The 26275-nt window shown below is 61.9% G+C and carries 22 protein-coding genes; 13 read left to right on the forward strand and 9 right to left on the reverse strand.

Features of this window, described 5'->3' with window-relative positions; genetic code table 11:
- Nucleotides 1–3 precede the first annotated feature (3 nt).
- The 8 genes from ACOY6C_RS04665 to ACOY6C_RS04700 all read right to left on the reverse strand — a co-directional run bounded on the left by ACOY6C_RS04665 (nt 4) and on the right by ACOY6C_RS04700 (nt 8387).
- The gene (locus tag ACOY6C_RS04665; RefSeq protein WP_420904332.1) at nt 4–1686 is read right to left on the reverse strand and encodes a ribonuclease J; all 1683 of its coding nucleotides are present in this window, start codon (nt 1684–1686) and stop codon (nt 4–6) included.
- The gene (gene tatC / locus ACOY6C_RS04670) at nt 1683–2471 is read right to left on the reverse strand and encodes a twin-arginine translocase subunit TatC (protein WP_420904333.1); all 789 of its coding nucleotides are present in this window, start codon (nt 2469–2471) and stop codon (nt 1683–1685) included. Before tatC ends, ACOY6C_RS04665 begins: the two co-directional genes overlap by 4 nt.
- A complete protein-coding gene (locus ACOY6C_RS04675) occupies nt 2468–3052 on the reverse strand; it encodes a Sec-independent protein translocase subunit TatA/TatB (RefSeq protein WP_420904334.1) in 585 nt (194 codons plus the stop codon). Before ACOY6C_RS04675 ends, tatC begins: the two co-directional genes overlap by 4 nt.
- Nucleotides 3053–3102: 50 nt before the next feature.
- A complete protein-coding gene (gene tatA / locus ACOY6C_RS04680; protein ID WP_420904335.1) occupies nt 3103–3333 on the reverse strand; it encodes a twin-arginine translocase TatA/TatE family subunit in 231 nt (76 codons plus the stop codon).
- A 258-nt stretch (nt 3334–3591) separates the two neighbouring features.
- A complete protein-coding gene (locus ACOY6C_RS04685) occupies nt 3592–4452 on the reverse strand; it encodes a tetratricopeptide repeat protein (protein ID WP_420904336.1) in 861 nt (286 codons plus the stop codon).
- Between the two features lie 197 nt (nt 4453–4649).
- Nucleotides 4650–4862: a hypothetical protein gene (locus tag ACOY6C_RS04690; protein WP_420904337.1), complete on the reverse strand. Its 213-nt coding sequence runs from the start codon at nt 4860–4862 to the stop codon at nt 4650–4652.
- Nucleotides 4859–7312 carry a tetratricopeptide repeat protein gene (locus ACOY6C_RS04695; protein ID WP_420904338.1) on the reverse strand — a complete coding sequence of 818 codons (2454 nt, stop codon included), beginning with the start codon at nt 7310–7312 and terminating at the stop codon, nt 4859–4861. Before ACOY6C_RS04695 ends, ACOY6C_RS04690 begins: the two co-directional genes overlap by 4 nt.
- Before the next feature lie 445 nt (nt 7313–7757).
- Nucleotides 7758–8387, reverse strand: coding sequence for a Rieske 2Fe-2S domain-containing protein (locus ACOY6C_RS04700; protein WP_420904339.1), 630 nt, complete (start codon nt 8385–8387; stop codon nt 7758–7760).
- A gap of 536 nt (nt 8388–8923) precedes the next feature.
- Between ACOY6C_RS04700 and ACOY6C_RS04705 the strand changes: the two genes are divergently transcribed.
- From ACOY6C_RS04705 to ACOY6C_RS04730, 6 genes are all read left to right on the forward strand, one after another.
- On the forward strand, nt 8924–9247 hold the full coding sequence (locus ACOY6C_RS04705) for a hypothetical protein (protein ID WP_420904340.1): 324 nt from the start codon (nt 8924–8926) through the stop codon (nt 9245–9247).
- 273 nt (nt 9248–9520) lie between these two features.
- Nucleotides 9521–9733: a cold-shock protein gene (locus ACOY6C_RS04710; RefSeq protein WP_420904341.1), complete on the forward strand. Its 213-nt coding sequence runs from the start codon at nt 9521–9523 to the stop codon at nt 9731–9733.
- Nucleotides 9734–10256: 523 nt separating this feature from the next.
- The gene (gene msrB, locus ACOY6C_RS04715) at nt 10257–10658 is read left to right on the forward strand and encodes a peptide-methionine (R)-S-oxide reductase MsrB (protein WP_420904342.1); all 402 of its coding nucleotides are present in this window, start codon (nt 10257–10259) and stop codon (nt 10656–10658) included.
- Between the two features lie 10 nt (nt 10659–10668).
- On the forward strand, nt 10669–11370 hold the full coding sequence (locus ACOY6C_RS04720; protein WP_420904343.1) for a FecR family protein: 702 nt from the start codon (nt 10669–10671) through the stop codon (nt 11368–11370).
- 292 nt (nt 11371–11662) lie between these two features.
- Nucleotides 11663–12064 (forward strand): PilZ domain-containing protein, encoded by a 402-nt coding sequence (locus ACOY6C_RS04725; protein WP_420904344.1) that lies wholly within the window; start codon nt 11663–11665, stop codon nt 12062–12064.
- A gap of 235 nt (nt 12065–12299) precedes the next feature.
- Nucleotides 12300–14891 (forward strand): putative bifunctional diguanylate cyclase/phosphodiesterase, encoded by a 2592-nt coding sequence (locus ACOY6C_RS04730; protein WP_420904345.1) that lies wholly within the window; start codon nt 12300–12302, stop codon nt 14889–14891.
- Between the two features lie 305 nt (nt 14892–15196).
- On the opposite strand, the gene ACOY6C_RS04735 is transcribed toward ACOY6C_RS04730, so the two are convergent.
- Nucleotides 15197–15373 (reverse strand): hypothetical protein, encoded by a 177-nt coding sequence (locus ACOY6C_RS04735; RefSeq protein WP_420904346.1) that lies wholly within the window; start codon nt 15371–15373, stop codon nt 15197–15199.
- A gap of 219 nt (nt 15374–15592) precedes the next feature.
- On the opposite strand from ACOY6C_RS04735, the gene ACOY6C_RS04740 reads away from it, so the two are divergent.
- The 7 genes from ACOY6C_RS04740 (at nt 15593) to ACOY6C_RS04770 (ending at nt 26275) form a co-directional block, all read left to right on the forward strand.
- A complete protein-coding gene (locus tag ACOY6C_RS04740) occupies nt 15593–16690 on the forward strand; it encodes an aminopeptidase (RefSeq protein WP_420904347.1) in 1098 nt (365 codons plus the stop codon).
- A 24-nt stretch (nt 16691–16714) separates the two neighbouring features.
- On the forward strand, nt 16715–17362 hold the full coding sequence (locus tag ACOY6C_RS04745; RefSeq protein WP_420904348.1) for an esterase/lipase family protein: 648 nt from the start codon (nt 16715–16717) through the stop codon (nt 17360–17362).
- Nucleotides 17363–17390: 28 nt separating this feature from the next.
- Nucleotides 17391–17765 carry a diacylglycerol kinase gene (locus ACOY6C_RS04750; protein ID WP_420904349.1) on the forward strand — a complete coding sequence of 125 codons (375 nt, stop codon included), beginning with the start codon at nt 17391–17393 and terminating at the stop codon, nt 17763–17765.
- Nucleotides 17766–18078: 313 nt separating this feature from the next.
- The gene (gene dctP / locus ACOY6C_RS04755; RefSeq protein ID WP_420904350.1) at nt 18079–20223 is read left to right on the forward strand and encodes a TRAP transporter substrate-binding protein DctP; all 2145 of its coding nucleotides are present in this window, start codon (nt 18079–18081) and stop codon (nt 20221–20223) included.
- Entirely contained in the window at nt 20220–23150 is a 2931-nt protein-coding gene (locus ACOY6C_RS04760; protein ID WP_420904351.1) for an ATP-binding protein, read from the forward strand. Before dctP ends, ACOY6C_RS04760 begins: the two co-directional genes overlap by 4 nt.
- Before the next feature lies 1 nt (nt 23151).
- Nucleotides 23152–25233, forward strand: coding sequence for a response regulator (locus tag ACOY6C_RS04765; RefSeq protein ID WP_420904352.1), 2082 nt, complete (start codon nt 23152–23154; stop codon nt 25231–25233).
- 13 nt (nt 25234–25246) lie between these two features.
- Nucleotides 25247–26275 (forward strand): cyclic nucleotide-binding domain-containing protein, encoded by a 1029-nt coding sequence (locus tag ACOY6C_RS04770; protein ID WP_420904353.1) that lies wholly within the window; start codon nt 25247–25249, stop codon nt 26273–26275.

Raw genomic sequence — 26275 nt, forward strand, 5'->3', positions numbered from 1 at the left:
GGATCACATCTCCATGACCAGGGGGAAGACCGCCGGACGCCGCCCGAGACGGCGTTTGAAGAAACGACGCAGGGCCCGTTGCGCGATCTCCGACGGACCAACCACCTCGTCGTCGGCAAAGTCCATCCCCTTGGAACCGAGCGCCAACGCCGCCTCGATGGCGTCTTTGGCCTCTTCCAGGAGTTCCTGGCTTTCGTCCTCGTAGACCACGCCACGGGTCAGGAGTTCGGGACGTTGCAGCACCTCGCCGGTGGCCTTGTTGATCACCAGCAGCACCACCGCCATGCCGTCCTCGGCCAGATGCATGCGGTCGCGCAGCACGATGTCGCCCACGTCGCCCACCCCTTTGCCGTCCACGAACACCCGTCCGCTCGGGATCGTGCCGTCCACGCGCAACGAGTCGCGGTCGAGCACGGCGCGATCGCCGTTCTCGATCACCAGGGCCCGCTCCGGCGGAATGCCCATGCGGATCGCCAGGTCGCGATGGCTTTGGAGATGACGCCGTTCGCCGTGCATCGGGATGAAGAACCGGGGTCGGGTCAGGGCGAGCATCAGTTGCAGATCGTCCCGAGGCGCGTGACCGGAGACGTGCACCTCCGGATGGGTCTTTTCGTGGATCACCTCGGCCCCGCGCTTGAACAACAGATTGATCAGCGACCAGATGCTCCCTTCGTTGCCGGGAATGAAACGCGACGAGAGCATCACCATGTCGCCGGGGCGGATGTCGATATCCTGGTGTTCGCCGGTGGCGATGCGCACCAGCGAGGAGTTGGGTTCTCCCTGGCTGCCGGTGGAGATCACCATCACCTGATGGCGCGGGTAGCTGTTGAACTTGCGGATGTCGATCAGCAGGTCATCCGGGATGTCGATGTAGCCCAGGGAGCGGGCCACGTTGACGTTGGCCACCATCGAACGTCCGTTGAGCAGCACCTTGCGGTTGGCCGCCACGGCGGCCTCCATGACCTGCTGGATGCGTTGGATGTTCGAAGAGAAGGTGGCGACGATCAACAACCCCTTGGCGCGTGGAAAGAGTTTGGCGAACGCTTCGCTCACCGTCTGTTCCGGGATGGTGGAGCCGGAACGGTTGATGTTGGTGGAGTCGGAGAGCAGCGCCAGAACCCCCTTTTCGCCCAGTTGCGCGAACGAATAGAGGTCGGTCGGACGGTCGTTGACCGGGGTGTGATCGATTTTGAAGTCGCCGGTATGGACGATGGTGCCGAGCGGGGTACGGATCGCCAGTGCCGAGGAGTCCACGATCGAGTGGGTGACGTGCAGGAAGGTGACGTTGAACGGTCCGATCTGCACCGGTTGGCGGTGTTTGGCCTGGATCATTTCGGCCTGGTTGAGCAGACCGTGTTCGCGGAATTTCCCTTCCAGGAGTCCCAGGGTCATGGCTGTGGCGTGGATCGGCACATCCAGCAGCGGCCAGATGTAGGGCATGGCGCCGATGTGGTCCTCGTGGCCGTGGGTGAGGACGATGCCGACGATCCGTTCGCGGTTTTCGACCAGGTAGCGCACGTCCGGGATGACGAAATCCACACCCGGGGTTTCAGGCGAGGGGAAGGTGAGACCGCAATCGACCACGAGCAGTTTGTTCTCGTAGCCGTAGACCATGAGGTTCATGCCGATCTCCCCCAGTCCGCCCAGGGGCATGATCTCCATGGGCGCGAGGGGATGTTTGCTCATTCTCCGGCCTCCGGGGCTGGTGTGGTCTCCTGGGTGGGCGTTTCGGACGGATTTTCTTGTGCCCGTTTGCGTTCGATGCCGCGTCCCAGGAAAATGGCGATTTCGTACATCAGACACATCGGCACCGCGAGCATGATCTGGGAGATCGGATCCGGGGGGGTGATCACCCCGGCCACGACGAACGAGAGCACGATGTTGTATTTGCGTTTGTCGATCAACGTCCGGGTGCTGACCGCGCCGGTCTTGATGAGCAGCAGCAGCGCGATCGGCATTTCGAACACCAGCCCAAAGGCCAGCATCAGGGTCATGATCAGGCTGAGATACTCGGAGATCGACGGCATGGCGGCGATATCCGGCGTGGAAAAGCTTAAGAAATAGGTGAAGGCCATGGGAAACACGAAGGTATAGGCCATGGCCGCGCCCAAAAAGAAGAGCGCCGGGGTCATCATCAGGAACGGCAGAAAGGTCTTTTTTTCGGATTCGTAGAGTCCAGGGGCCACGAAGCCCCACAACTGACCGAGCACCACCGGCAGGGCAAGCACGAAGCCGCCGAAGGCCGAGACCTTGAGGTAGGTGAAGAAGGCTTCGTGCAGGCCGGTGTAGATCATTTTGTCGTTCGGCCCGAGGAGTTGCTTCAGGGGGCGCATCAGAAAGGAGAAGATCTCCTCGGAGAAGCCCCAGCAGAGCCCGAAGCCGATGATGATCGCCACCACCGAGATGATCAGGCGGTTGCGCAGTTCGGTCAGATGCGCCAGAAGCGGCGCGGTGTCGTTGGGTCCCATCATGGGTGGTTCGGTTGATCCTGGTTGGCGGGCCGGGCCGTGACGGTCGGCGCGGCCTGGGTAGGTTCCGGCGGCAGGGCGGCTGGATGGCGGCTGGCCGTCTCGACGGCGCCCGGCGACAGGGCGACAGGTTGCGGGCCACCCGATCCGGTGGCGGGCGATCCTGCGCCGATGGTGGTCGCGCCGGACGTGGTGGACGCGGGTGGAACGGGCGTCACGCCATCGGCGGGCGCTTTTGAAACCGGCGACGATCCAACCGGCGCAGCGCTGATGACCTCCGGCGTGGTCGCGGCGGGTGCCGGGTCGATCGTGGCGAGGGCTGGGCCGAGTTCGACGGGTCGGTGCGCATCTTCGGGGCGTGGGGCGTGGGGCGGCGTCACCGGAGGGGTGTAGTGGGAATTCTCCCGGTAGCGCGACTCCAGATCCTCCATGCGGATGGTATCCCGCACCTCGTTGACCAGTTTCTGACCCTGGCGGATCAGGCGTCCCAGACCGCGCGCCACCTCCGGCAGCTTGTCGGGGCCGATGACCACCAGCGCCACCACCAGGATGATGAAGATTTCAATCCAACTGAGTCCGAACATCGACCATCACTCCGCCCGCGAGGCGTCCGATTCACCCGAGTCTCGCGCGATCAAGCGGAGGCGTCCTTCTTGACCTGGCCTTCGATGGTCTGGGAGGCGGCGGCGATTTTCTCTTCCGGCTTGGGGTCGCTGTCGGGAGGATCCTTGTCGCCGCTCATGGCGTCCTTGAAGCTTTTGACCCCCTGGCCGATATCCCGCATCACCGAGGGGAGTTTTCCAGCGCCGAACACCACCAGAACGATCACCAGAATGATCAGCAAATGCGAAGTTCCCAAACCCATGAAGTGGCACTCCTTGGTCAGTTTGAAAGGGTGAGAGGCGTGGCGCGCGTGACGATCCGGCTGTTGCTATTCACGCGCATCCTTTCATGATAACCGATTGATCGCCTTCACACCAGGATTCCCGGTAACGGAACGGGCCGAGCTGCCTGACGTTTTTTTTCGCGGCGCCCGCCCGTGTCGCGCCAGTTGGCGCGACGGGCGCGATCGGACATCATGGCGCGATCGGACATCATGGGGAGAGGGGCGGCGGGATCACCGTCACGGCTTGCCGATCTGGGCGATCGCCTGGTCCACGGTCTGGATGGCCGGGGATCCGGCGGGCAGCAGGGGTTTGAGCCGGTTGAGCAGCGTCAGGGCCTTACTTTTCTGGCCGGTGCGCGCCGCCTGGAGTCCCAAAAACCAGAGCGCGTCCGGATGGTCGGGATGGCGGACCAGCAGGGACTCAAGGCGATTCTCCGCCTCGGCCTGCATGGCCGGATCCGGGTTTTGCAGCTGCAACTCGCTCAAGGCCAGGAGCGTGTCCTCATCCTCGGGTTGGCGCGACAGGATGTGCCGATAGGCGGCGATCGCCTCGCCGGGTCGATCGAGCGCCGTGTAGGAGCGGGCCAGACGTTGCCAGCCGGCGATGTCGTCCGGATTGGCGCGCAGCCGTTGAGCCGCCTGTTCCACCATGCGCAGGATGTCGGCGGAGGCCGCCGGATGCTCCTTGGCCGGTGCGATCGGTTGCGGGGTGCCCAGCCAGAGATAGAGCAGGCTGGCCAGAAAGGCGACCGAGAGCATGCCTGCCACGCCCATGGCCATGTCGAGGGGGGATTTTTTGATCACCCCCGCCACTGGAGAGGAGGGGGGTGCGGTCAGGCCGTCGAGTCGGGTCAGGATGCTCGCCAGTTCCCGTTCCAGTTCGGCGCGGGTGGACCCTTGTTGGGGATCGCCATTCCCCTCCAGATCCAACTCCTTGAGTTGCACCAGCACGGCGTCGCGGCGCGACAGAAGCGCCTCGCGCGGATCCCCTTCCACGCCGACCGGCAGCGGCGCGTGGCCGCGACGGGTGAAGAGCGGATGGAAGACGCCGATCAGGGCGATCAGCAGAATGACGGGCAGGCTCCAGATCCAACTCATGACGGGTGGCGATCCAATCGGGACGGGGTGTTTGAGGATGGGCGATCCGCCGAACGTGCCTTGGCATGACCTTCTGAAAAATTGAATGAAAGTCGATGGGTCGATCGAGCGGCGATGGTTCGTAAATACGTTCTATCGCGCGCCACGTCAACCGCCGACATGCGGACCCGTGCGGGGGGGTCCGCGGGCCGGCGCGATCACCAGCAGGAGATCTGGAATTTTTTCAAGCCATTGGCCAGGGTGGTCAGCAGTTCATCGGGCGCGGGATGGGGTGGCGCGGGGTTCCAGGGCCCCTGCTCCATGAGCGGGCCCGGATCCATGTCGCACGGTTCGAAAAGACGACGGGCGAGAAACTCCCGTTCATCCGGGCAGGACGCGGAGGTGTCGTGACAGATCGAGGGGGTGTTCATTCGATGGACAGTTCCAGTTCCAGTTGACGGGGGAGCACGGGTTGGCGATTGGCCTCCTCGTGGCGCGGCGGTTTGAGTTTGAGGGCCCGGTCCAACAGATAGCCCAGCACCGCCGGTCCCCGTTGCCCGAACTCCGTGGGCGCGAGGGTCTCGAGCAACCGGTCGCGGAGTTGGCGCAGCGATGCGGCATCGGTGTGACCATGCAGTTCCTCGCGCAGGCGGGCTCGCAACTCGCGCAGCAATTTTGATTCCAGCAGCTTGGGAATCCGCGCCGGCGAGAGGGGAACCCCGCGCAACGGATCGATCGGCGGATGGGTGGACGGAATGGCCAACAGGGCGCGAATGCGCGCGGCGGCCTCGGGATCGGACTGCTTGAGTGTTCCTTCGGCATCGAAGAGCCGTTGAAAATCGTGATCCGTGAGACGCCACGGCTGGTTTTCGCACTGTCCGCGCGCCCGGAAGTAGCGGAACATCGGTTCATCGGGAAACTGCCGTTCGCCGACCCGGGCATACTGGGTCAACATGGCATGCCGGCGGGTCAGCGCCAGCGCCTCGCAGATCATCAAAAGTTCCCCGGCCTCGAACGGCAGTCGCAACCCGGCGCGCAGTTGCCCCCCCAGCAGCGTCATCACCTCGCCTGCGGCATCCGGATGGGTGGGCCAGACACGGGTGATCAAACCGGCAATGATGACCAGTTCCGAACGTTCGGCGGACAGGGCGTCGCATCGGATCAATTCGCGGCGGAATCCGTCCAGCATCAATCCCGGCAGGCGCAACGCCGTCCCCTCCAGAAAGGCCTTGACCGCATGCAGGGTTTTCTGACTGGCCAGCCGACGCCCCTCGTCCAGCATCTCCTCGCCCCGGCGCGGATCCCCGGCGAGAAACTCCAGCATGGCGCCCAACAGGCCGACCGGTTGCGACTTCTCGTCGCTCAGCCGTTCGGCGCGGAACAGTTCACGCCGCGCCACCGTGAACCGGCCCTCCAGGATTCGCTTCCGGGCGTGTTGCAGGTGGGCGCTGAGCCGTTCGGAGAGGATGCCGTCGTGACCGGGATTGATCTTTTGGATGCGATGCGCCACCCCCGAGGCCTTTTTGTAGCTTCCCTTCTCCATGGCCGCGCGCAAGGCCAGGGTCAGGATCGCCTCATCCTCGGGAAAACGGTGCGCCGCCCGGTCGGCGAGCCGGTGAAACGTCAGACGGTCGCGACCCAGCCGATGGCGGGTCTCCAGAATTTCCACCCAGGTTGGCTGGTGATCCGGATCGTGTTCCAGACTTTTTTCCAGCCATTGCAGGATCTTCGAGGTGTCGGGATGGGGGTCGCGCCGCTCGAGTTGGGCCATGTGCCGGAGAATCAGGGCGATCTGGAGCGACTGTTTTGGAGCGTCCGGAGCGCTTTCCAGGAGCGGGATGCACTTGCGCCAGTAGCCGCGGGCCTTGGCCGGCGATCCGTGCCGTTCATGATGGAGCGCGAACAGGCGTTCCCGTTCCAACTCGCTCAACGGTCCGAACCTTTTCTCGAAGGGGCCCCGTTCTTCCGGACAGTCGGGCAGCAGTTCCAGACAGGCGGCACGGGTGGCGGCGCGGGGCAGATGATCCGCGTTGGCGATCAGCAGGGCGGTCAAACGGGCCGGATCGCGGGACTTCTCCAGTTTGACCAGGAGTTTGATCCACTGTGCCGTGGCTCCGCACAACCGGGCGGCCAGGGGTTTGTCTTCGTGCGGCAGCTCCAGGATGGCCTTCACCCGCTCACGGGGGGCCAGACCACGCATCCGCGCCAGGTGGGCCAGAGGCGCGAAGGGAGAGGTGTCGGGAATCTCCTCGAGCAGAGTCCGGATCCGCTCCGGTTCCTGGGCGGAGACGAGCAGCGATTCGAGGATGCGCCGCATCGGAAGGAACGGGGAGTCCGCGTCGATGGCGGTCAACAGGGTGCGGACCGCGAGGGTGTCGTCATGGGCCAGGGCCCGCATGGCCGAGAGCAGCGCGGGGGCTTGATTCCAGGGGGGGTGATTGAAGGGGGGCAGTTGTCGGGTGTCGTTGTCATGTGTCAGGCAGACCACCGCGAGCAGTTCGCGCGTCAAGGACCAGAGGGCCGGCTGATCGTAGTGCAGAATCGCCTCATGGGTGGTGAAATGGCGCGCGGCCTTGAGATGCTGTCCGGCGTTGATCATCCAGACCAACGGGGTGGCGGGGTGCAACGGTGTCACGCCTCCCTGGCGCATGGCCCGCTCCCAAAGCAGCACCGCCTCCTTGAAAAGCCCCTTTTCGGCGATCTCGCGGGCCCGGTTCAGGGTTGAGGCGCCGTTTTCCGCTCCGCCGCCACGGGGCTCCAACGAGGTGAGGGGGCGTTTGCTCAGGGTTTTCTTCGACAAGGGGCGGGCGATGGATTTGACCGGACCGGACGGGTCGGAATCCCCGCGCGACAGCGCGAGTGGGTGTGGAGGAGTGGCCATGGTTCGGATTTCAGTTCGTCCGAAGGTGTGGTCAGGCGTGACGGAACGTGCATGATGGGGGAGCCCCCCCTCACTCCCCCAGCCGTGCGCCTCCCTTGCGGGAGTTCCACGGGAAAGATGGCGCCTGAAATGGTTTGGGTTTAGAGGGATATGAAAAAAACATGCCAGAATGGCGTTCAGGATGGGGAGGGGTTGGTGGTGGTGCAAGCTGGCCGTCTTGTTGAACAACGCATCCTTGCCATGGGGCCGGTCCTGCTGTGCGGTTTGTTCAAAAAATGGCGTGCGCCCAGGTCCAGGGTACCGTCAGGTCGAGATCGCTCTCTGGGTGGACCCCGACGGTCGCGTGGCTGCCGAACCGATGGATGGACAACAGATTCGGCCTTCATCGTTCGCGCAGCCGCGCGACCAGGAGGCGGTGTTTATGGTTGGTCTTGAATCATAATGATTACAACAGGATCAGTTGGCCGTCACGCACCACCGAGGGGATCACCTCGAGGCCGGCGTTGCCGGCGGGATTCAGACACTGGCCGGACTCCAGATCGAAAATCCAGTTGTGGACCCGACATTCCACCCGGTCGCCATGGTCGGTCCCCTTGCAGAGATTGGCCTTGGAGTGGGGGCAGCGGGCGCTGTAGACGATGGCCTGGGTTTCGTCGGTGCGAAAGACGATCATGTTCGCGCCCGGACGTTGCACGGTCTGCATGCGCCGCAACGGGAAGTCGTTCATGGCGCCGAGATGTTTGTCGTTGGGCAGGGTGGGGGTGTCGTCCGGGATCTCCGGGAGCAGATCCATCTCGCGCATGATCTCGATGGCATCGAGAACCTTGTTGAGGCCGGCGGCAGGGAAGGCCATCAGCACTGCATCCAGGATCTCCTCGCGGCTGGCGCCGGCCTTGAGCGCCTTGGGGGCGTATTGGCGCAGGCCGCGTTCCGTGCCGACCGTCACCTTGGTGACGATTTGGATCAGGTGACGGGTCTTTTCGTCGAGGGCCTGGACGCTGTGCTTGTAGAATCCGAGCAGATGGGTGGCCGCGTCGGGACGGGATTTGGCCAGGTAGGTGAGGGCTTTGGACATGGGGGTATCCTTGATTGTCTGGTGTTGCGGATGGGTTGATGTGGATCATTCGTCACTGCGTCACAGCTTATATCGGATGGCGTCATCGGGTCAACGCGGGCAGGGAGGATCTTTCCAAGGATGGGGGATTCCCGGATGGGGTTGGGTTGTCTGGATTGATTGTTTTGATGAATGAGATCGCGAATGTTGATAGGTGTGGAGCGTGGTTGGAATGACTCGGGGGGTGAGGATCGGGTCTTGTTTTTATGAGATTTTTTGAATGGATTCTTATTTTATTGACCGGTCAATTCATTTCTTTTAATTTCTGTATTGATAATAGATGTATGATTTGGAGGTGTTTTGCGTGGATATATATTTATAGTATTCTAGAAAACAATTTAAAAAAATACGGCGCCATGTAAGAAAATGTATTGACCCGACGATCGGTGTGGTCATATGCTGCATCGCGGAACTGATTAATGCAATGCAGTCCGCTCCAATCCGGGTGGGGTCGCAATTTTGGTAGCCAATTCTAAGCTGTCGATGATGAGGGTGTCATGGAGATCATGAATGGGGATACCTACATCGTGCCATCCAGTGGTTGGTCGGGTGTGCGTGGCAAGTGGCCGCTGGTGGCGCGGGAGGGGACGGATGCCTCCGTCGAAACCGAGTTGCCGATGGGATTGACGCCGGAGTTCCTTTTGGATCTGTTCCAATTCCATATGGCCTGGTTGAGCCGGGTTTCGGGCCTGAAAGAGAACGAAGCCAAACGGCGCGTGGTGTCGCTGTTGAAATCTGGACGGATCGGCTATCAGGATGATTCCGGCAACAAGCGCATTCTGCCGGAAGATGCCATTCTGTGGATGATTCGTCACGCCTGATGGCGGCGTGGTGCGAGCGGAATCCTCAACCGCATGGTCCGTCCGATGGGGATGGGTCGGGCCGGATTGCGTGCGTCAAACGGGCCTGGGGCGCGTGAAAGGGTGTTTGTACAAGACGTGACACGGGGTGAAAAAAAGCGTTTGCTTTTGGCTTCGATTGTGATATATGCTATAAAATGAGACGGCAGTCGTATCGAGAGCACAGCCTAGTTTGCATGCTGCAGGGCGTTCTGCCAATATGTTTAGCAACCATCAGGAACAAGTGAGAGTAACATGGCAGATCGTGAGACTGGAACCGTCAAGTGGTTCAACGAGGGCAAGGGCTTTGGTTTCATCGAGCGGGCTGGCGGCAAGGGGGACATCTTCGTCCACTTCAGCGCCATCTCCGGCTCTGGATTCCGTACCCTGACCGAAGGTCAGAAGGTGGAATTCAACGTGGTCGCGGGTGACAAGGGTCCCAAGGCGGAAAACGTCGTGCCTTTGTAATCTGGCCGCGCAAACGTGCATGATGGGGGGAGAACACCTTCACCCCCGACCATGGATCACCCTTGGGGAGTTCTGCGGTAATCCTGCACGATGGGGGGAGAATATCCTCACCCCGACCATGGATCTCCCTTGCGGAGTTCTTATGGAAAAATCGACGATCTGGCGGGATCGACAGCGGGTGACCGTTCTGTCGATCCCGCTTTGAACGTCAGTTGGTCTTGAAATTTTCCTTAATATATAAACGTGCAGGATCGAGGACGAACCTCCTCACCCCCCCCCGACCGTTGACCTCCTTGACGGGCGTTCCACGGTCAATCAAACAGGATCGGGGAAACCCCTTCACCCCCCCTGACCGTTGACCTCCCTGACGGACGTTCCACGGTCAATCAAACAGGATGGGGGAAGCCTCCCCCTTCACCCCCGACCGTTGACCTCCCTGACGGGTGTTCTACGGTGAAATGGTTGACGAATTTTTTTATCTGTAAAATAGTTGACCGGTTGATTAGATTAGGAGCAACCCGGCATGGATCCCCATTTCGACCTCCCCCCCGAAGCGTGGCGCGCGCGTCTGTCGGATGGTTCCTATCAGGTGCTGCGCTGCGAGGGAACCGAACGTCCTTTCTCCAGTCCCCTCAACCAGGAACACCGCACCGGTCGGTTCGTCTGCGCCGGCTGCGAACAGGAGCTTTTCACCTCGGTGATGAAGTACGACAGTGGCACCGGCTGGCCGAGTTTTTCGGCGGCTCTTCCAGGAGCCCTGGATACCAGGGTCGATCGCAAGTTGTTGGTGCCGCGCACCGAATACCACTGTGCCCGATGTGGTGGACATCAGGGACATGTGTTCGAGGATCCCGGTTCGCCGACCGGCATGCGTTACTGCAACAACGGTCTGGCCTTGCGTTTTCTGGTCGATCCGGAGGCATGATCGGGACGACATGGGCGCATCCGGGGCGACACGACGGTTGGTTCTGATGCGCGGTCTGCTGTTGGGGAGCCTGCTGGTGCCGGGCGGATGCGCCTTTTTGCCGGTTCGGCAGGGGATCCGGCGCGTGGGGAGCCAGACGCGGGTCGGGGGGCGGCTGGTTGGGGAGGATGCGTTGGTGCTGCCCGGCGATGAGATCGTCACCGGCCCCGAGGGGCGCACCGTGCTGGTGATGGGCGAGGATGCCTTTTTGTTGGGGGTCAATACCCGCATGCGTTTCGACATGCCCGGTGATCCCATCCCGCTCCCTACGCCCGCGCCGGGAGAGAAGAGCGACGACATCCCCGACAGGTTGCGTTCACCGGGGTTCACCCTGGAATCCGGACGGGTGTTGTCGGTGTTCGGGCACGGATCCCGTACCCTCAAGCTCCCCACCGCGATTCTGGGCATTCGCGGCACGGCGGTCTATCTGGAGGTGGTCCCGGAGCGGGATTATGTCTGTCTTTGTTATGGACGGCTCGAGATCCGCATGCGCGATGCGCCGGAGATCACCGAAACCTACGAGGCGCGTCACCACTCGGCGCGCACCCTGACCGCCCGCTCACCGATCCGCAAGGCGCCGGGCGTCAATCACACCGATGAGGAGCTGTTCATGCTCGAGGCCCTGGTCAACCGTCGTCCCCCCTTCGAGGAGGGGGAGTACGCAGATCATTGAGGTTGTTTCCTGCCGCGTTTTCTTTGATGCGCACCGTGGAACTCCCGCCAGGGAGGGCCACGGTCGGGGGGGAGAGTGCAAGTTGGTCGTTTTCGGCCCATCCCTGACCGTGGATGCCAGGCCGTCGCGATGATGGCTTGTCAAGTGGCAATCGTTCGTGCCAGAATTCATCTCGAAATAGATGTGTTTTTCAGAGACGGTTCGGTTTGTCGAGCCCGGCCTGTCCGGCGGGCATCGGCACGAGGTGGTTGACCGGTCTGCCCGTCTTGTGACTTGTCGTGAGGAAATGGCCATGCGTGACACGCCCGACAGTGGTTCCTACGGGAGATCCACGACCAGGGAGAGGATCGGAAGAACCAAAAAACCCGCCAACAATCGCCGGCATGAGCGTTATGGCATGCGCTTTCCGGTCACGCTCCTGTTCGACGACGGGGAGGAGGTGAAAGGGTTTTCCGAGGATGTCAGCCTGAGCGGGTTCTTCGTGTCCACCTCTTATTCAACCAGCATGGTTCTGGATCGCCTCGGCAAGGGGACCATTCAGCTCGGCCAGGACTCCTACACCTTCCATTGCCGGGTTTCGCGGCTGATGCCCAACGGCATCGGCGTCACCCTCAATCAGGATTACGCCATGCTTGGCCTGGCGATCACCAACCATGTTTTCCAGGAGTTGGCGACGGTGAAGCTCGCGAAGTGAACGTCACCGCGTCGGGTGGGGGAGCGTCCGTATTCCGAGTCGATCCGCCGCGCCACCCTTTGACGCAGATACCCGCATCCGATACACTTGGTGACAGTTTTTGACCTGAGAATGCCCGCCAGAGGGCTTCAAGGTCAGGGGTGCGGGGGCTTTCCCCATCATGCACGGTTCTCAATTGTGATCGCGGACTCGGCACGGCACGCCGCTCAAAGAAAATTCGAGGGTGGAGAGATTCATGCGTGGCGCACGCAACATGCGGCTCATCGCCTTGGCGGGCTTTCTTGTGGCCGTGCTTCTTCTGGGATCTCTCACCTTGTTTCATCGTCAGGTGATGGTTTCCCAGATACGGGATCTGGGCGAAAAAAATCATCAACTCCTCGCGCGACAACTCACCAACACCCTCTGGAACGAGCTGACTCCGCTCATCGACCTGCGTCCAGGTCAAAACGCCGCCCTGCTCTCCAGTCCTGAAATCGTCCGTCTTTCCGGCCAGCTCCAACCGTACATCGCCGAACTGTCCGTCCTCGATTTCACCATCCACAATCGACACGGCGTCACCATCTTCTCCATCCATCGGCCCAAGGTCGGCGAGGATCGTTCCTCGGATGCGAAAGTGCGCGCCGTGCTCTCCGGTCAAAAGGAGAGTCGGATCCGCGAGGAGACGGGTCCGGTGCTGATGAAGCCGGATGAGCCGGTCACCCGGACCGTTCTGGAAAGCCATCTGCCCATGATCCACGGCGCGGAACGGCAGATCATGGGGGTGATGGAGATCCGTCAGGACATCTCCCTTCTCAAGCGACAGGTGGAGGAGGCCCAGTGGAAGCAGTTTCTCATCACTGTCCTGCTCGTGGGTGTCGTATCCGTGCTGTGCGCGCTGGTGATCCGACGTTTGTGGCGGGAGATCTGTACCTACGAGGAGGATCGCCACACATTCATCCAGCAGATCCAGTTGGACAAGGAGGAGCTGGAAAAACGGATTCTGGAGCGTACCAGGGAGCTGACCCGCATCAACAACGCCCTGCAGATCGAGGTCGAGGTGCGGCGCCAGACCGATGTGGAGCTGTGCCTGGCGGCCAGTGTCTACCAGAACACCACCGAGGGGATCGTGGTCACCGATGCCCAGGGGATCATCGAGTCGGTCAACCCGGCCTTCACCACCATCACCGGCTACTCCGAGGAGGATGCGATCCATAAGCCGATGCTGATGCTCTTCTCCTCCCAGCACGACGAGGCGTTCTATCGCCAGCTGGATCAGGAGTTGCTCACCCACGGGCGTTGGCGTGGCGAGATGTGGAGTCAGCGTCGGGATGGTTCGGTCTATCCGGAGTTCGCCAACATCAACGCCATTCGCGATGGCGAGGGGGTGGTCCGTCAGTATGTCAAGGTCTTCTCCGATCTCTCCGGGATCAAGCGATCCGAACAGCAGCTCCATTTTCTGGTCCATCACGACGCCCTGACCGGATTGCCCAACCGTCTGCTGCTCAAGGACCGCATGCGTCAGGCCTTCTCCTACGCGGCCCGTTTCAATCAGATCGTCGGCGTGTTGTTTCTGGGGATCGACCGTTTCACGGTGATCAACGACGCCCTGGGACGCGAGGTGGGGGATCGGTTGTTGCGCGATGTGGCAGTGCGCCTGGCCCACTGTCTGCGTGACGAGGACTCGCTGGCACGGGTCGGGGGGGACGAGTTTGTGGTGCTGGCCACCGGTCTCCAGCAGGGCGGCAACGCCGGACGCATCGCCCGCAAGCTCCTCTCCACCTTGAGCGAGCCCTTTTCGGTGGAGTCGGAACGCTACTATCTCACCGCCAGCATCGGCATCACCCTCTACCCCCTGGATGAGGGGGACGAGGACGGCCATCTCAAGAAGGCCGAGTCGGCCATGCGGCGTGCCAAGGAGCAGGGTGGCAACGCCATCCATTTCTTCACCAAGGAGATCGATGCCGTTTCGGTGAAGCGCATGACCATCGAGAATGGTCTGCGTCTGGCCCTGGAGCGGGATGAGCTGTTTCTGCTCTATCAGCCGCAGATGGATGTGGCTTCGGGTCGCCTGATGGGTGTCGAGGCGCTGATCCGCTGGAAGAGCCCGGAGATGGGATTGGTCTCTCCGGTCAACTTCATCCCCATCGCCGAGGAGAGCGATCTGATCGTCTCGATCGGCGAATGGGTGTTGCGCACCGCCTGCCGGCAGAATCGACAGTGGCAGGATCAGGGCTTCGACCCGATCCGCATGGCGGTGAATCTGTCGGCGCGTCAGTTCCAGAATCGCGATCTGCCCAACAAGGTGGCCCGCATCCTGGAAGATACCGGCCTGGATGCCCGCTATCTGGAACTGGAGTTGACCGAGGGGATGTTCATGCGCGACGCCAACGAGACGGTCTCGACGTTGCAGACGTTGCGCACGATGAATCTGCAACTCTCCATCGACGATTTCGGGACCGGCTACTCTTCGTTGAGCTATCTGAAGCGCTTCCCGATCCACACCCTGAAGATCGATCGCGCGTTCGTGCGGGATGTGATCACCGATCCGGACGATGCCGCGATCACCAAGACGATCCTGTCGATGGCCAAGAACCTGAACCTCCAGGTGGTCGCCGAAGGGGTGTCGGATCCCGACCAGCTGGAGTTTCTGCGCTCCCTGGGGTGCGATCTGGTGCAGGGTTTTCTGTTCAGCCCACCCGTACCTCCCGAGGAGATCGCGCAGTTTCTCGAGGAGGACCGGCTTTATCGCGAAAAGCCGGCCTTTGCTCCCAAATTGCACTCTGGTTGCGGGTCGGTGATCATCTTTCCCGAGATCGATCGCTTCACCACGAGCATGCATCACCCCTGATCCCACGCAACGCCCGGAGAACGGATCGCGCCTTGGGGTGATTGTTCAGCATGGACCCCGAGTGAATGCGCCATCCCAATCCGACCCGCCTGGATCGCCATCCCGCCAGCAGAGTGGATTGTCGGGCAGACGTGGCGCGCGCCAACCGCGCGCGGACGGGTGCGTGGGTCCGTTCCGCCAGCGCACTCGGCTGAGTCGCAAGTTGTTCAGCGCATCGTCCAGAGGATTCCCCGCATGCGCGTCGGGTTCGTATGGGCGGCAGGTCATCGGTTCGTCTCCGGGATGAAAGGGGCGTGGGATCATCTTTACGCCGTGGGATGGGTGGGAAGGGTCTGTTCCTGCTGCATTCGCTCCAGGGTCATGATCACCACTTGATTGAAGGAGCGGCGTTCCTCTTCCGCCCTGTCGTGGAGCCATTCGGCCAGGGATTCGGGAAAGCGCAGCGATTTCTGAACCATGCGTATCTTCTTGTCGGTTTTCATGAGCGTTCTGTCCCATTGTTTGGGGTTGATCCTGGAAACGTATGATTCATGAATGTTGGGTGAATCTTAAGTTTGCAGTCCTTCAGCATGTTTTTCTGTCGTGGAACTCCCGCAAGGGAGGGGCACGGTCGGGGGGTGAGGGGGGATCCCCGTCACGCACGTTTTTGAAGCGCATATGGGATTGGCGTGGGCATGGGATTGGGGGTAGAATATAAGGCCATGACCGCTTGGTTTCGGAGGATGCTCCGGGTCGCGTCGTTCGTGGCGGTGGCGGGTCTGAGCGGGTGCGGGGAGTGGCCCTATTATTATTGGCAGGCCACCACCGGGGAGATGGAAATCCTTATCCAGCGTCGCTCGGTCGAGTCGCTGCTGGCCGACGCGGAGACCCCGCCAGGACTGCGGAGCCGGTTGATGCTGGCCGACCGGCTGCGTCGCTTCGCCGAAGGGGAGTTGCGGCTTCCTTCGAGCGGGACGTTTCGGGATTATGCGGATCTGCGGCGCCCGTTCGTGACACGGGTGGTGTTCGCGACGCCGGAACTCTCCCTGGAGCCACGTCGCTGGTGTTTTCCGGTGGTGGGGTGTCTGGCCTATCGGGGCTATTTCGATGACCGCGAGGCCCGGCGTCAGGCCGAGAGTTTGCGGCGGGAGGGGTTGGATGTCCATCTGTCGGCTTCGCCGGCTCACTCCACCCTGGGGTGGTTTGCCGATCCGCTGCTCAACACCTTCATCGACTGGCCGGAGGGGCGTCTCGCCGGCTTGATGTTTCATGAACTGGCTCACGAAAAGTTCTATATACCGGATGATACGACCTTCAACGAATCGTTTGCCGAGGCGGTGAGTCGCATCGGCGTGGAGCGGTGGCTGGAGAGGACCGGGCAAGGGGAGGCGTTGTCGCGTCTGCGGCGTGACTGGATCGAACGGGCCCGGTTCGTGGAACAGGTCGAGGCGGTCCGGGAACGTTTGACCACGTTGTATGCCGGTCCCTCGACCGAGGCGGAGAAGCGCTCGGGAAAGCGGGAGATCTTCGCCAACGCGGTCCTGGAGGCCGAGCGGTGGGATGGAAAACCGGGCGATCCGGAGCGCGAGGCCACGCGTCGCGCCTATGGTCGCTGGTGGCGCGACGGGATCAACAATGCCAAACTGATCTCCGTGGGGATCTATTCGGCGTGGGTGCCGGCTTTTTTGGGGATCCTGGAGGAGAACCACGGCGATCTGGAGGGGTTCTATCGTTCGGTGCAGGCGCTGGCCGAGCTGCCGATGGAGGCGCGGAACGAGCGTTTGCGAGGCGGGACGACGGTTGGGTCGGAGCGTCGGTGAGGCTGAGGCGAGGATGGCATGTCGGTGAGCGAAAGTGTGGTGCTGGTGCATGGCCTGTGGTTGGATGGCACGGAGTTCAAGTGGTTGGATCTGCATTTGCGGCGGGCGGGATTCCGGGTCTTGACCTTTCACTATCCCACCGTGCGGCGTGGGTTGGATCAGAACGCCGATGGGCTGTGGGAGTTCCTGGAGTTGCGTTTTGGGACGGGCATGCGGAACGTCCAGCCCGGATCGGTCCATCTGATCTGCCACAGTCTCGGCGGACTCGTGGGGCTGCGCATGCTCGAACGCCATCCCGAGGCGCCGGTGGGACGCATGGTGGCGCTGGGAAGCCCGTTCCAGGGCTCCTTCTCTGCGCAACGTCTGGCCAGGTGGCCGGTGGGATCCTGGTTTCTGGGGGAGAGCATGCGCGGCGCCCTGGATGGGAAGTACGCCTGGCGGGTTCCCGAGGGGCGCAGCGTCGGCGTGTTGGCCGGCACCTTGCCGTTGGGGTTGAGTCATATGATCTGGGGGGTGGAGTCCCCCAACGACGGGGTGGTGGCGGTCTCCGAGACCTGCCTGCCGGGCGCGGTCCATGCCACCCTGTCGGTGATGCATGTGGGCTTGGTGTTTTCGCGCCGGGCGGCGCATTGGGTGCAACATTTCATCAGAACAGGGGAGTCGGCATGGTGAGTGGAACCTTCGATCGGCGGGTGGACGCATGAAACCCGGAGCGACGGGATTGACCCGGGTGATTCATGCCGCCGGATATTCCTGGCTGGGTTTTCAGGCTGCCTGGCGTCATGAGGCGGCCTTCCGGCAGGAGTTGATCGGCGTCTTGCTGTTGATGCCGATCGGTGTGTGGCTGGGGGGCAACGCGGTGGAACGGTCGCTCCTGATCGGCTCCCTGCTGGTGGTCCTGATCGTCGAGTTGCTCAACTCTTCGGTCGAGGCCGTGGTCGATCGGATCGGGCCGGAGCGCCATCCGTTATCCGGGCGGGCCAAGGATCTCGGCTCGTCGGCGGTGTTCGTGGCACTGGCGATGGCGGTGGTGGTCTGGGGATTGGTGGCCTGGGAGCGGTTCGGGTCATTCTAACTTCGCATGATGGGGGGAGATTCTCCTTACCCCCCGTACCGTGGACCTCCCGTCAGGGAGGTGGTAAACCGCGTGCTGGTTCGTACAAAAGTGCGCAAAAGGCAATATCACGGATCCCAAGGGCGTTGCCCTTGGATCCCTCAGGGGCCATTGACCCCTGGACCCCACCAGATGGAGGGGCGTGCAGAGTTGCCAAGCAAGTCAGATCCCTTCTGGCGACGATGCCGACGGGCCGGGTGTGCGCATCCCGCCTTTTGGCCATGTCAGGGAGGTCTCAATCGTGAAACCGGTAGGAGAGGACTGAACGGTCGGCATGTCGGAGAAGAGCTTCAAACGCATTTTGATCGTTCTGCTGGTGATCGCACTCGCAATGCTGGGCGGACGCATCGCCAAGAGTCTGGGCGATCCGGTGGAGACGCTGGTCGATTCCCAGACGGCCCACAACCGTGAGATCGCCCTGCGGCTCGGCATCGCCACCAGCGTGGGTCCGGTGCCGCGCGCGGCGGCGACCCGTCTGGCCGAACGGCTCGCCGCGTTGAGTCAGAATGGCCTCAAACTCACCATCCACCCCTCCACGGAGTTCGGCGGCGACGAACGCATGTTGAAACTGGTCAGCCGTGGCGAGCTTTCCATGGTGCTGGTCACCAGCGACTTTCTGGCCAGGCGGATCGAGGCCTTGCGCGTGTTCGATCTGCCGTTTCTTTTTTCATCGCGGGATGCCCTGCATCGGGCCCTGGATGGGGAGTTCGGTCGGGTGCTGCTGGACAAGGCGCGTCAACTCAATCTGGAGGGGCTCGCCTTTTGGGATGGGGGGTGTCGCCATCTGCTGGCGGACCGTCCGTTGTCCAGTCCGGAGGCTTTTGCCGATCTGCGCGTCGTGGAGTCGGACAATCGGGTGAACCGGGCCTTTTTCGCCCGTCTGGGAGTCCGTTACGTCACCCCGGACGACACTTCGGCCCAGGCTTGGGAACAGACGCTCTCCGGGGTGGAGAGTCACTCGGATCGTCTGGCCTCCGCGCATCTGACCCTGAGCGGACATACCTATTTCGGCCACCTGCTGGCGATCGGTCGCGATGTCCAGGATTTGTTGACGGCCCGTCAACAGGAGATCCTGCTGGAGGCGGCGCGGGAGATCGCCTGGTGGACCCGCGTCGAGCAGCGCGATCGCGAGGTCGAGATCATGAAACGATTGCGCGGCATGGGCATGGGGATCGAGGAGTTGCCCGCCGAGGCCAGGGAGCGGTTTCGAGCGATTCTTTCCCCGGTCGAGCATGGCTTCGAGGAGGATATCGGCGCCGACGTCATGGCCAAGCTGGCGGAATGGCAGATGTTGCATGAGAACGAGGCGACGCGCGTGGGTGAGATCCTGATCGGTCTGGACGCGCAGCTTTCCGGAGAGAGTGCGCGGGCGGGTTTGGAGTTGTCGCGCGGGATCCGTCTGGCCATCGAGTCGATCAACGACAAGGGGGGCGTGCTGGGACGTCGGATGCGTCTGGTGGCCCGTGACAATCATGGTCTGGCCACCCGTGGGTTGGAGAATCTGAAGTTCTTTGCCGGCCTCGAGGATCTGGTGGCTGTGGTGGGGGGGCAGAAAAGTTCGGTGGTCGCTGCCGAGGTGGATCTCGTGCATGACCTGGAACTGCCTATGCTTTTGCCCTGGTCGGCGGCGCGCCATCTGACCGAGAACGGTTTCAAACCCAATCAGGTGTTCCGGTTGAGTCTCAACGACCGCTGGACCGCCCCGTTTCTGGCGGATTCCGCCTTGCGGCGTGGCTCCAGGATTGCACTGGTGCTCGAAAACTCCAGCTGGGGCGTGGAGTTCGAGAAGATCGTGTCGCGCCATCTGAACGCCAGGGGGGTTCGCCCGGTGGTGCTCCAGTGGGTGGACAACGGTCAGGAACGGTTCGACACGTTGATCTCCAGACTGAGGGAGACCGGTGCCGAGGTGGTGATCCTGGTGGATACCCCGGATGAGAGCGTGCCGATCCTGATGGAGTTGCGGCGTCATCTCCCCAGCGTGGCCGTGGTCTCCCACTGGGGGTTGCTGGGCGGTGACATGACCGCCATGCAGCGCAAGGCGATCGGTGGCATGGATCTGCGCTTTCCGCAAACCGGTTTCCCGAACGAGCCGAACCATCGCGCCGGACAGGCCATGCTGGCCGCCTACCGTCGCCATCTGGGGATGGATGAAAACGAACCGGTTCATGTCATGGTCGGTTTTGCCCACGCCTACGACCTGGTGGGGATGCTGGCCGAGGCGGTGCGTGGGGCCGGAAGCGTGGACAGGCGGATGGTGCGCGATGCGTTGGAACGGCTTCCGGTTTACGATGGGGTGATGAAGCGGTTGCACCCCCCCTTCGACGAGCAGCGTCATGATGCGCTCGATGACCAGGATTACCGGCTTGGACGGCTGACCCCCGAGGGGGTGGTGGTGCCGGCGGGGAGTGACGAGGAATGAACCCTCAAGCCCCCTCCGTGCCCCATGGGCGGTTGCGACGTCGCTACATTCTGCAATTCTCTTCGTTCGTCGGCGCGGCGCTGGTGTTGGTGCTGGGGTTGTTGCAGGCCGACATGGTACATTCGTTGCGTGCCCGCTCGGTGACTTCGCTGGAAGCGCGGGGCTTGGAGCTGTTCGAGCGCGTGGAGACCCGCATTGGGTTCTTGCGGCAGAATCTGGAACAGTTCGCGCGTAATCCACTGGTGATCAATGCCCTGGTGGAAGGGACCTCGCGGGATGCCCATCTGGCGCAGCTGGTGCGCAATTTTGCCAGCGGACGTCACATTGTGGCCTTTTTCCTGGTCAATTTCGACGGCGCGCCGTTGCTGCTCCAGCGCGAGGAGGCGCCGCCCAATCCGGACCCGGCGGTGATCCGTCATGCGCTCTCCTGGACCCGTCCGGCCCCCCTGATCGATCCGGGGGGTCGCTACCTGATTCTCAGCCACCCCCTGGAGTCCCATCATGCCATACAAGGGGCGATGATCGTGCATGTGGATTTCGCCGGATTGCTCTCCGAGATCGTGCCTGGGGATCGCAGCGTGCGGCATGCGGTTTTGTTGGGGGATCGGGTGCTCTACCAGACCCAGGCGACCATTTCGACGGATCGCATCGAACTGACCCTGTCCCCGCCGCCGGGCTCGGCGATTCTGACCCGTCTGGGGCTGCGGCAACGTTTGACCGTGGACAAATCGGTGCTGCGGGCACCGATCTACGAAAGCATCGCCAATGCCACCCTGTTGGGGTTGGCGTTGGTGATCGTTTCCATGCTGCTGGCCTTTCGACTGGGGGCCAAGACCGCGGATCCGATCTTGATGCTCTGCCGTCGGGTGCGTCTGGCCACCGAGGATGGGACCACGGCCATCACCCCGGTTGGCACCGGCGATGAACTCGAGGAGTTGGCGGCCATCTTCGAGGAGCGGACCCGTGCCTTGTGGGCGATCCGCATGGAGCTGGAGAATCGGGTGTTGGAGCGGACCGAAACCCTGGAACGGCTCAACTCGGAGTTGGAAAAGGAGGTTCTGGAACGCACTCGGGTCGAGGTCGAGACCAGGCGGCATCTGGAGTTGTTGGATCAGGCCCAGAGGATCGCTCATCTGGGCAGTTGGGAGTGGGATCTGCCGGCGGGGATGGTGCAATGGTCAACGGAGCTGTTCCGGATCCTGGGGTTGCGACCCCATGCCTTGCTGCCCAGTCACAAGCGTTTTCTGGCCGCCGTGCATGTCGATGACCGCAAGCGGGTCAACGATGTGATGGAGACGGCCATTCGTGGCGACGCCCTGGAGTTCGAACAGGAGTTCCGCATCGTTGGCGCCGATGGACAAGCCCGGTTCGTGTTTGGCAACGCACGGATCGATCGCGATGACAAGGGTGAACCGGTTCGCGTGACCGGCACGGTGCTCGACATCACCCCGCGCAAGATGCTCGAGGATGAGTTGCGACGTGCCAAGGAACAGGCCGAGGAGGCCAGTCGCATCAAAGGGGAGTTTCTGGCCAACATGAGCCACGAAATCCGCACCCCCATGAATGCGATCATCGGCTTTAGCCATCTCTGCCTGCGTACCGCGCTCACCACCCGACAGCGGGACTACCTGCAGAAGCTCTACCTGAGTGCCAACGGGATGCTGCGCATGATCAACGACATTCTGGACTTCTCCGATATCGAGGAAGGAAAGCTCCAGATCGAGCGCATCGGATTCGATCTGGAGGAGCTTCTGGTTGGCCTGGACTCCCTGATGAGCGTCAAGGCCATGGAAAAATCCCTGGCTTTCAAGGTGGAACCTCGGGTGGAGCTTCCCTTGCAACTGGTGGGGGATGCGGTCCGGCTGCGCCAGGTGTTGTTGAATCTCACCAACAACGCCATCAAGTTCACCGATCAGGGCGAGGTGGTGGTTTCGGTGGAGGTGGCCGAGGAGGATGCCTCCGAGATGATGTTGCGTTTTGCGATCCGCGATACCGGGATCGGGATGCCTCCTGAACAGTTGTCGATCATTTTCGACAAGTTCCAGCAGGGGGATGCCAGCTCCACCCGTCGGCATGGGGGGACCGGATTGGGGTTGGCGGTCTCCAGGAGTCTGGTCGAGCTGATGGGCGGGTCGGTCGGGGTGGAGAGTACACCGGGGGTGGGCAGCCGCTTCGTGTTCACGGTTCGTTGCGGCAAACCGTTGCCCGTGGAAACGTTGCCGGATGGGGAGGATTCGCTTTTGTTGTGCGACGGGTCCATGTCCACGGAGGAGGGGACGGCTGCGGAGGTCGAGGCGCGCGGCACCTTGCCAACCCTGCCCGGCATCAACACGCGTGCCGGTTTGCGTGGCATGGGCGGGGATGTGACGTTGTATCGTCGCGTCATGAACAAGTTCGTGATCACCCAGTCGGATGCCGCCCGCTTGATGGGATCGCTTCTGGAGGCGCGCGAGTGGTTGGAATTGGAACGGGTCGCCCATACCTTGAAGGGAGGGGCCGCGACCATCGGCGCCATGGATCTCAGTCATGCCGCCTTGCAGATCGAGCATGGCGCGCGGGATCGAATTGGTCGAAAATCGTTGCGTCAGCTGTTGTCCGTGGCCGAGAGACATCTGGAGAAGGTGCTTCTGACCATCGGCGCCGCCTTTCCGGAGCCGCGACGGGAGACGAAACCGGGTGACATCCCGGACCGGGCGTTCGATCCCGCTGAGTTGGTCGCGTTGTTGGCGCAGGCACGGGAGCTGTTGCGCAATTTCGATGTCTCCTCCGAGGCGGTGATTCGGGCCTTGGAACCGTGGGCCAGAGACAAGGAGAGTCGTGAGGGGTGGCAGGGAATGATCAGGCATCTGGAAGTGTACGATTACGACAAATGTTTGGAGCTGTTGTCGCAGTGGGCCGCCCGGGTGGGCGTGACCTTGGAGCCGTGAGATGGAAAGCCAATCCGCAGGTATGCCTTTCGAAGGGGACGGCGAGGCTCGCAAGAGCATCGTGCTGCTGGTGGACGACCAGCCGGAGAACATCGACATCATTCGCAGCGCCCTGGACGAACATTTCCAGATCCTGGTGGCCACCCATGGGGTGAAGGCTCTGCAGGTGGTGCGGCGTGTGGTGCCGGATATCATCCTGCTCGACATCATGATGCCGGTCATGGATGGTTACGAGACCTGTCGGCGCCTCAAGGAGGATCCGCTGACCGCCGGGATTCCGGTGATCTTTCTGACCGCCAAGACCGAATTCGAGGATGAGGCCAAGGGGTTGGCCCTGGGTGCGATCGATTACATCCGCAAGCCGTCGAGTCCGCAGATCATTCTGGCGCGGGTCAAGAACATCGAGCATCTGCTGCTGGCCCGGCATGCGCTGGAATTGAAGAATTTTGCCCTGGAGAACGCCCGTCTCAAGGCCGAGGAGGCCCTGGATCGTCTGGCGGAGAACGAACGGGATCTGCATGCGGCGATGTTGGCCGCGGAACGGGCCAGCATGGCCAAAAGCGAATTTCTGGCGGTGATGAGCCATGAGATCCGGACCCCCTTGAATGGCATTCTCGGCATGACCGAGTTGTTGATGGATCTGGAGATGAGCGACGAGTATCGGCTCTATGTGGAGACGATCCGGCGCTCGGGGGAGAATCTTCTGGTTATCATCAACGATATCCTGGATTTTTCCAAGATCGAGGCGGGTCGTTTGGAGTTGGAGGCGATTCCGTTCAACCTGTGGGGTCTGCTCGACGAGTTGCAGTTCATCTTTGGCCAGGTGGCCAGCAGCAAGGAGTTGGCCTTCCGGGTCGATCATGACGGACTGCTGCCTCGCGATCTGATCGGCGATCCGGTGCGCGTGCGTCAGGTTCTCACCAATCTGCTGTCCAATGCCCTGAAATTCACCGAATTCGGCGGTGTGTCGCTTCAGGCCGAACCGCTGAAGGTGTCGGCGGATCAGGCGCGCATCGCCTTTGTGGTGCGGGATACCGGCATTGGCATCAGCCCGGAGAATTTCGCCCGGCTGTTCGATGCCTTCTCCCAGGTGGACAGCTCGACGACCCGCAAGTTCGGCGGGACCGGATTGGGGTTGAGCATCACCAACCGTCTGGTGCGCATGATGGACGGTGAGATCACGGTGCAGAGTCAATTGGGCGTCGGCAGTACTTTCCGGGTCGAGATCCCCTTCAAGATGGCCCGTTCCGCGCTCCCCGAGGGGCTCATCCGCCCACCCGGAGAGGGGGTTCCGGCGGAGATTCCCGCCAACACCTCGATTCTGCTGGTGGAGGATGATCCGATCAATCTGGCGGTGATCAAGGGGATGCTGCAACCCTATCGGGTACGGATCGAGGCGGCACAGAACGGGCGGGTGGCCCTCGGCAAACTGGCCAGATCGGGTTTTGATCTGGTGCTCATGGACTGCCTGATGCCGGAGATGGATGGCTATGCCGCCTGTCAGGAGTTTCGCGGCATGGAGATGAACTCCGGAGCCATGCGACGCACCCCGGTGATCGCTTTGACCGCCAATGCCATGCAGGGGGATCGCGAGAAGTGTTTGGCCGCTGGCATGGATGACTATCTGAGCAAGCCCTTCAAGCGGCATGCCCTGGTGGAGATCATCGCGTTGTGGCTGGCCCGTGCCCGGAGTCAGGGTGGGTTGGAGATCCCGGTCCCCACGGAGAGCCTTCGGGAGAGGGAACCAATCGATCGCGAAAAGATCCAAGAGTTGCAGGAGGATCTCGGCGAGGACTTCTTCAAGGTGTTGCGTACCTTCCAGGCCGGCCTGCCGGATCGGTCGGCGCGGGTCTGGGCGGCGATGCAGGCCAACGATGCCAATCAGGTACACATGGAGGTCCATTCGTTGAAAAGTCTCTCCGCGCAGTTCGGCCTGGGCCGTTTGCGCGAGGTGGTGGTGGGGTTGGACAACAAGGCCAGAGCCGGATCGTTGGAAGGGACATCGGAGTTGGCGGAGCGGTTGATGGAAGAGATCCGAACGGCGGATGCGGCCATTTCAGCCTATTTGGTGGGCAGGAGTTGATCGAGCCATGATCATGAACCACGATACCCGGGAGTTGGGCAGACTCTACAAGCAAGGCGAGATCATTTTTCGACAGGGTGAGTTCTCCGACAAGTTCTTCATGGTCCGGAAAGGACGGGTCGAGCTGACCCGTGACTCCTCGGCGGGGAAGAGCATGCGGGTGGAGATCGGCGATGGGGAGATCTTCGGAATCGCCTCGGCCTTCACGACCAACCACGAACGGTTCGCCACCGCCAGGGCCATGGAGGACTCCTACATTCTCGGCATCGACGAAAAGATGTTCGTGGCGCGGATGCATCAGGATCCCTCGATCGCCTTTCGTCTGATTCGCCATCTTTCCCAGCGACTTTTCGATCTCGAGCATGGCTCGACCAAGAGCGTGGAAAAGGGCAAGAAGTCCGTCGGTTCGGCGAAAAGCGACAAAGGCGACAAAGGCGACAAGAACGACAAGAAATCCAGGACCGATCTTCTGTCACCGTGCCGCAAACTGCCGAATGTCCACGATTTCAGCGTCTGTTACCATTTTCTGATCGTCGAGGATGAGATCGAGTTCTTCATGGTGATCGAGAGTTGGCTGGCCAATTCGGTGGAAAACCACGAGGATCCGAACGCGCCGTCGCTCTACAAGCTCACCCATGCCCCCTCGTTCCAGGAGGCGGAACGGCTGCTCGGGCAGGACAAATACGATCTGATCCTGTTGGATCTGAACCTGACCGACAGTCAGGGATATGAACAGACCTTCGTGCGCATGCAGGCCATGGCCTTCGACACCCCGATCATCGTCTTTACCGGCATGGACGATGACCATCAGGCCATTCAGGCGGTGGAGGACGGGGCGCAGGATTATCTGATCAAGGGTCAGGTGAACCGGCGTACCCTGGTGCGCGCCATCCAGCACGCCCTTTCGCGTCACAAGATGCAGCGCATGGCCATGGAGGAGTTCGAAAACCATAAGGAGGAGAACGGCAACAAGTACGCCGTGATGCTGCGCGATTGGCTGCATCGCTGCATTGTGCCGAATCATGAACTGTCCAAGGCGTAA

The organism is Candidatus Magnetaquiglobus chichijimensis (genome assembly GCF_045865675.1).
GTDB classification, from domain to species: domain Bacteria; phylum Pseudomonadota; class Magnetococcia; order Magnetococcales; family Magnetaquicoccaceae; genus Magnetaquiglobus; species Magnetaquiglobus chichijimensis.

Bases quoted from the DNA above. Each gene is read 5' to 3' on its own strand.
- ACOY6C_RS04665 (WP_420904332.1), bottom strand. From the start codon at position 1,686: ATGAGCAAACATCCCCTCGCGCCCATGGAGATCATGCCCCTGGGCGGA.
- tatC (WP_420904333.1), bottom strand. From the start codon at position 2,471: ATGATGGGACCCAACGACACCGCGCCGCTTCTGGCGCATCTGACCGAA.
- ACOY6C_RS04675 (WP_420904334.1), bottom strand. From the start codon at position 3,052: ATGTTCGGACTCAGTTGGATTGAAATCTTCATCATCCTGGTGGTGGCG.
- tatA (WP_420904335.1), bottom strand. From the start codon at position 3,333: ATGGGTTTGGGAACTTCGCATTTGCTGATCATTCTGGTGATCGTTCTG.
- ACOY6C_RS04685 (WP_420904336.1), bottom strand. From the start codon at position 4,452: ATGAGTTGGATCTGGAGCCTGCCCGTCATTCTGCTGATCGCCCTGATC.
- ACOY6C_RS04690 (WP_420904337.1), bottom strand. From the start codon at position 4,862: ATGAACACCCCCTCGATCTGTCACGACACCTCCGCGTCCTGCCCGGAT.
- ACOY6C_RS04695 (WP_420904338.1), bottom strand. From the start codon at position 7,312: ATGGCCACTCCTCCACACCCACTCGCGCTGTCGCGCGGGGATTCCGAC.
- ACOY6C_RS04700 (WP_420904339.1), bottom strand. From the start codon at position 8,387: ATGTCCAAAGCCCTCACCTACCTGGCCAAATCCCGTCCCGACGCGGCC.
- ACOY6C_RS04705 (WP_420904340.1), top strand. From the start codon at position 8,924: ATGGAGATCATGAATGGGGATACCTACATCGTGCCATCCAGTGGTTGG.
- ACOY6C_RS04710 (WP_420904341.1), top strand. From the start codon at position 9,521: ATGGCAGATCGTGAGACTGGAACCGTCAAGTGGTTCAACGAGGGCAAG.
- msrB (WP_420904342.1), top strand. From the start codon at position 10,257: ATGGATCCCCATTTCGACCTCCCCCCCGAAGCGTGGCGCGCGCGTCTG.
- ACOY6C_RS04720 (WP_420904343.1), top strand. From the start codon at position 10,669: ATGGGCGCATCCGGGGCGACACGACGGTTGGTTCTGATGCGCGGTCTG.
- ACOY6C_RS04725 (WP_420904344.1), top strand. From the start codon at position 11,663: ATGCGTGACACGCCCGACAGTGGTTCCTACGGGAGATCCACGACCAGG.
- ACOY6C_RS04730 (WP_420904345.1), top strand. From the start codon at position 12,300: ATGCGTGGCGCACGCAACATGCGGCTCATCGCCTTGGCGGGCTTTCTT.
- ACOY6C_RS04735 (WP_420904346.1), bottom strand. From the start codon at position 15,373: ATGAAAACCGACAAGAAGATACGCATGGTTCAGAAATCGCTGCGCTTT.
- ACOY6C_RS04740 (WP_420904347.1), top strand. From the start codon at position 15,593: ATGACCGCTTGGTTTCGGAGGATGCTCCGGGTCGCGTCGTTCGTGGCG.
- ACOY6C_RS04750 (WP_420904349.1), top strand. From the start codon at position 17,391: ATGAAACCCGGAGCGACGGGATTGACCCGGGTGATTCATGCCGCCGGA.
- dctP (WP_420904350.1), top strand. From the start codon at position 18,079: ATGTCGGAGAAGAGCTTCAAACGCATTTTGATCGTTCTGCTGGTGATC.
- ACOY6C_RS04760 (WP_420904351.1), top strand. From the start codon at position 20,220: ATGAACCCTCAAGCCCCCTCCGTGCCCCATGGGCGGTTGCGACGTCGC.
- ACOY6C_RS04765 (WP_420904352.1), top strand. From the start codon at position 23,152: ATGGAAAGCCAATCCGCAGGTATGCCTTTCGAAGGGGACGGCGAGGCT.
- ACOY6C_RS04770 (WP_420904353.1), top strand. From the start codon at position 25,247: ATGAACCACGATACCCGGGAGTTGGGCAGACTCTACAAGCAAGGCGAG.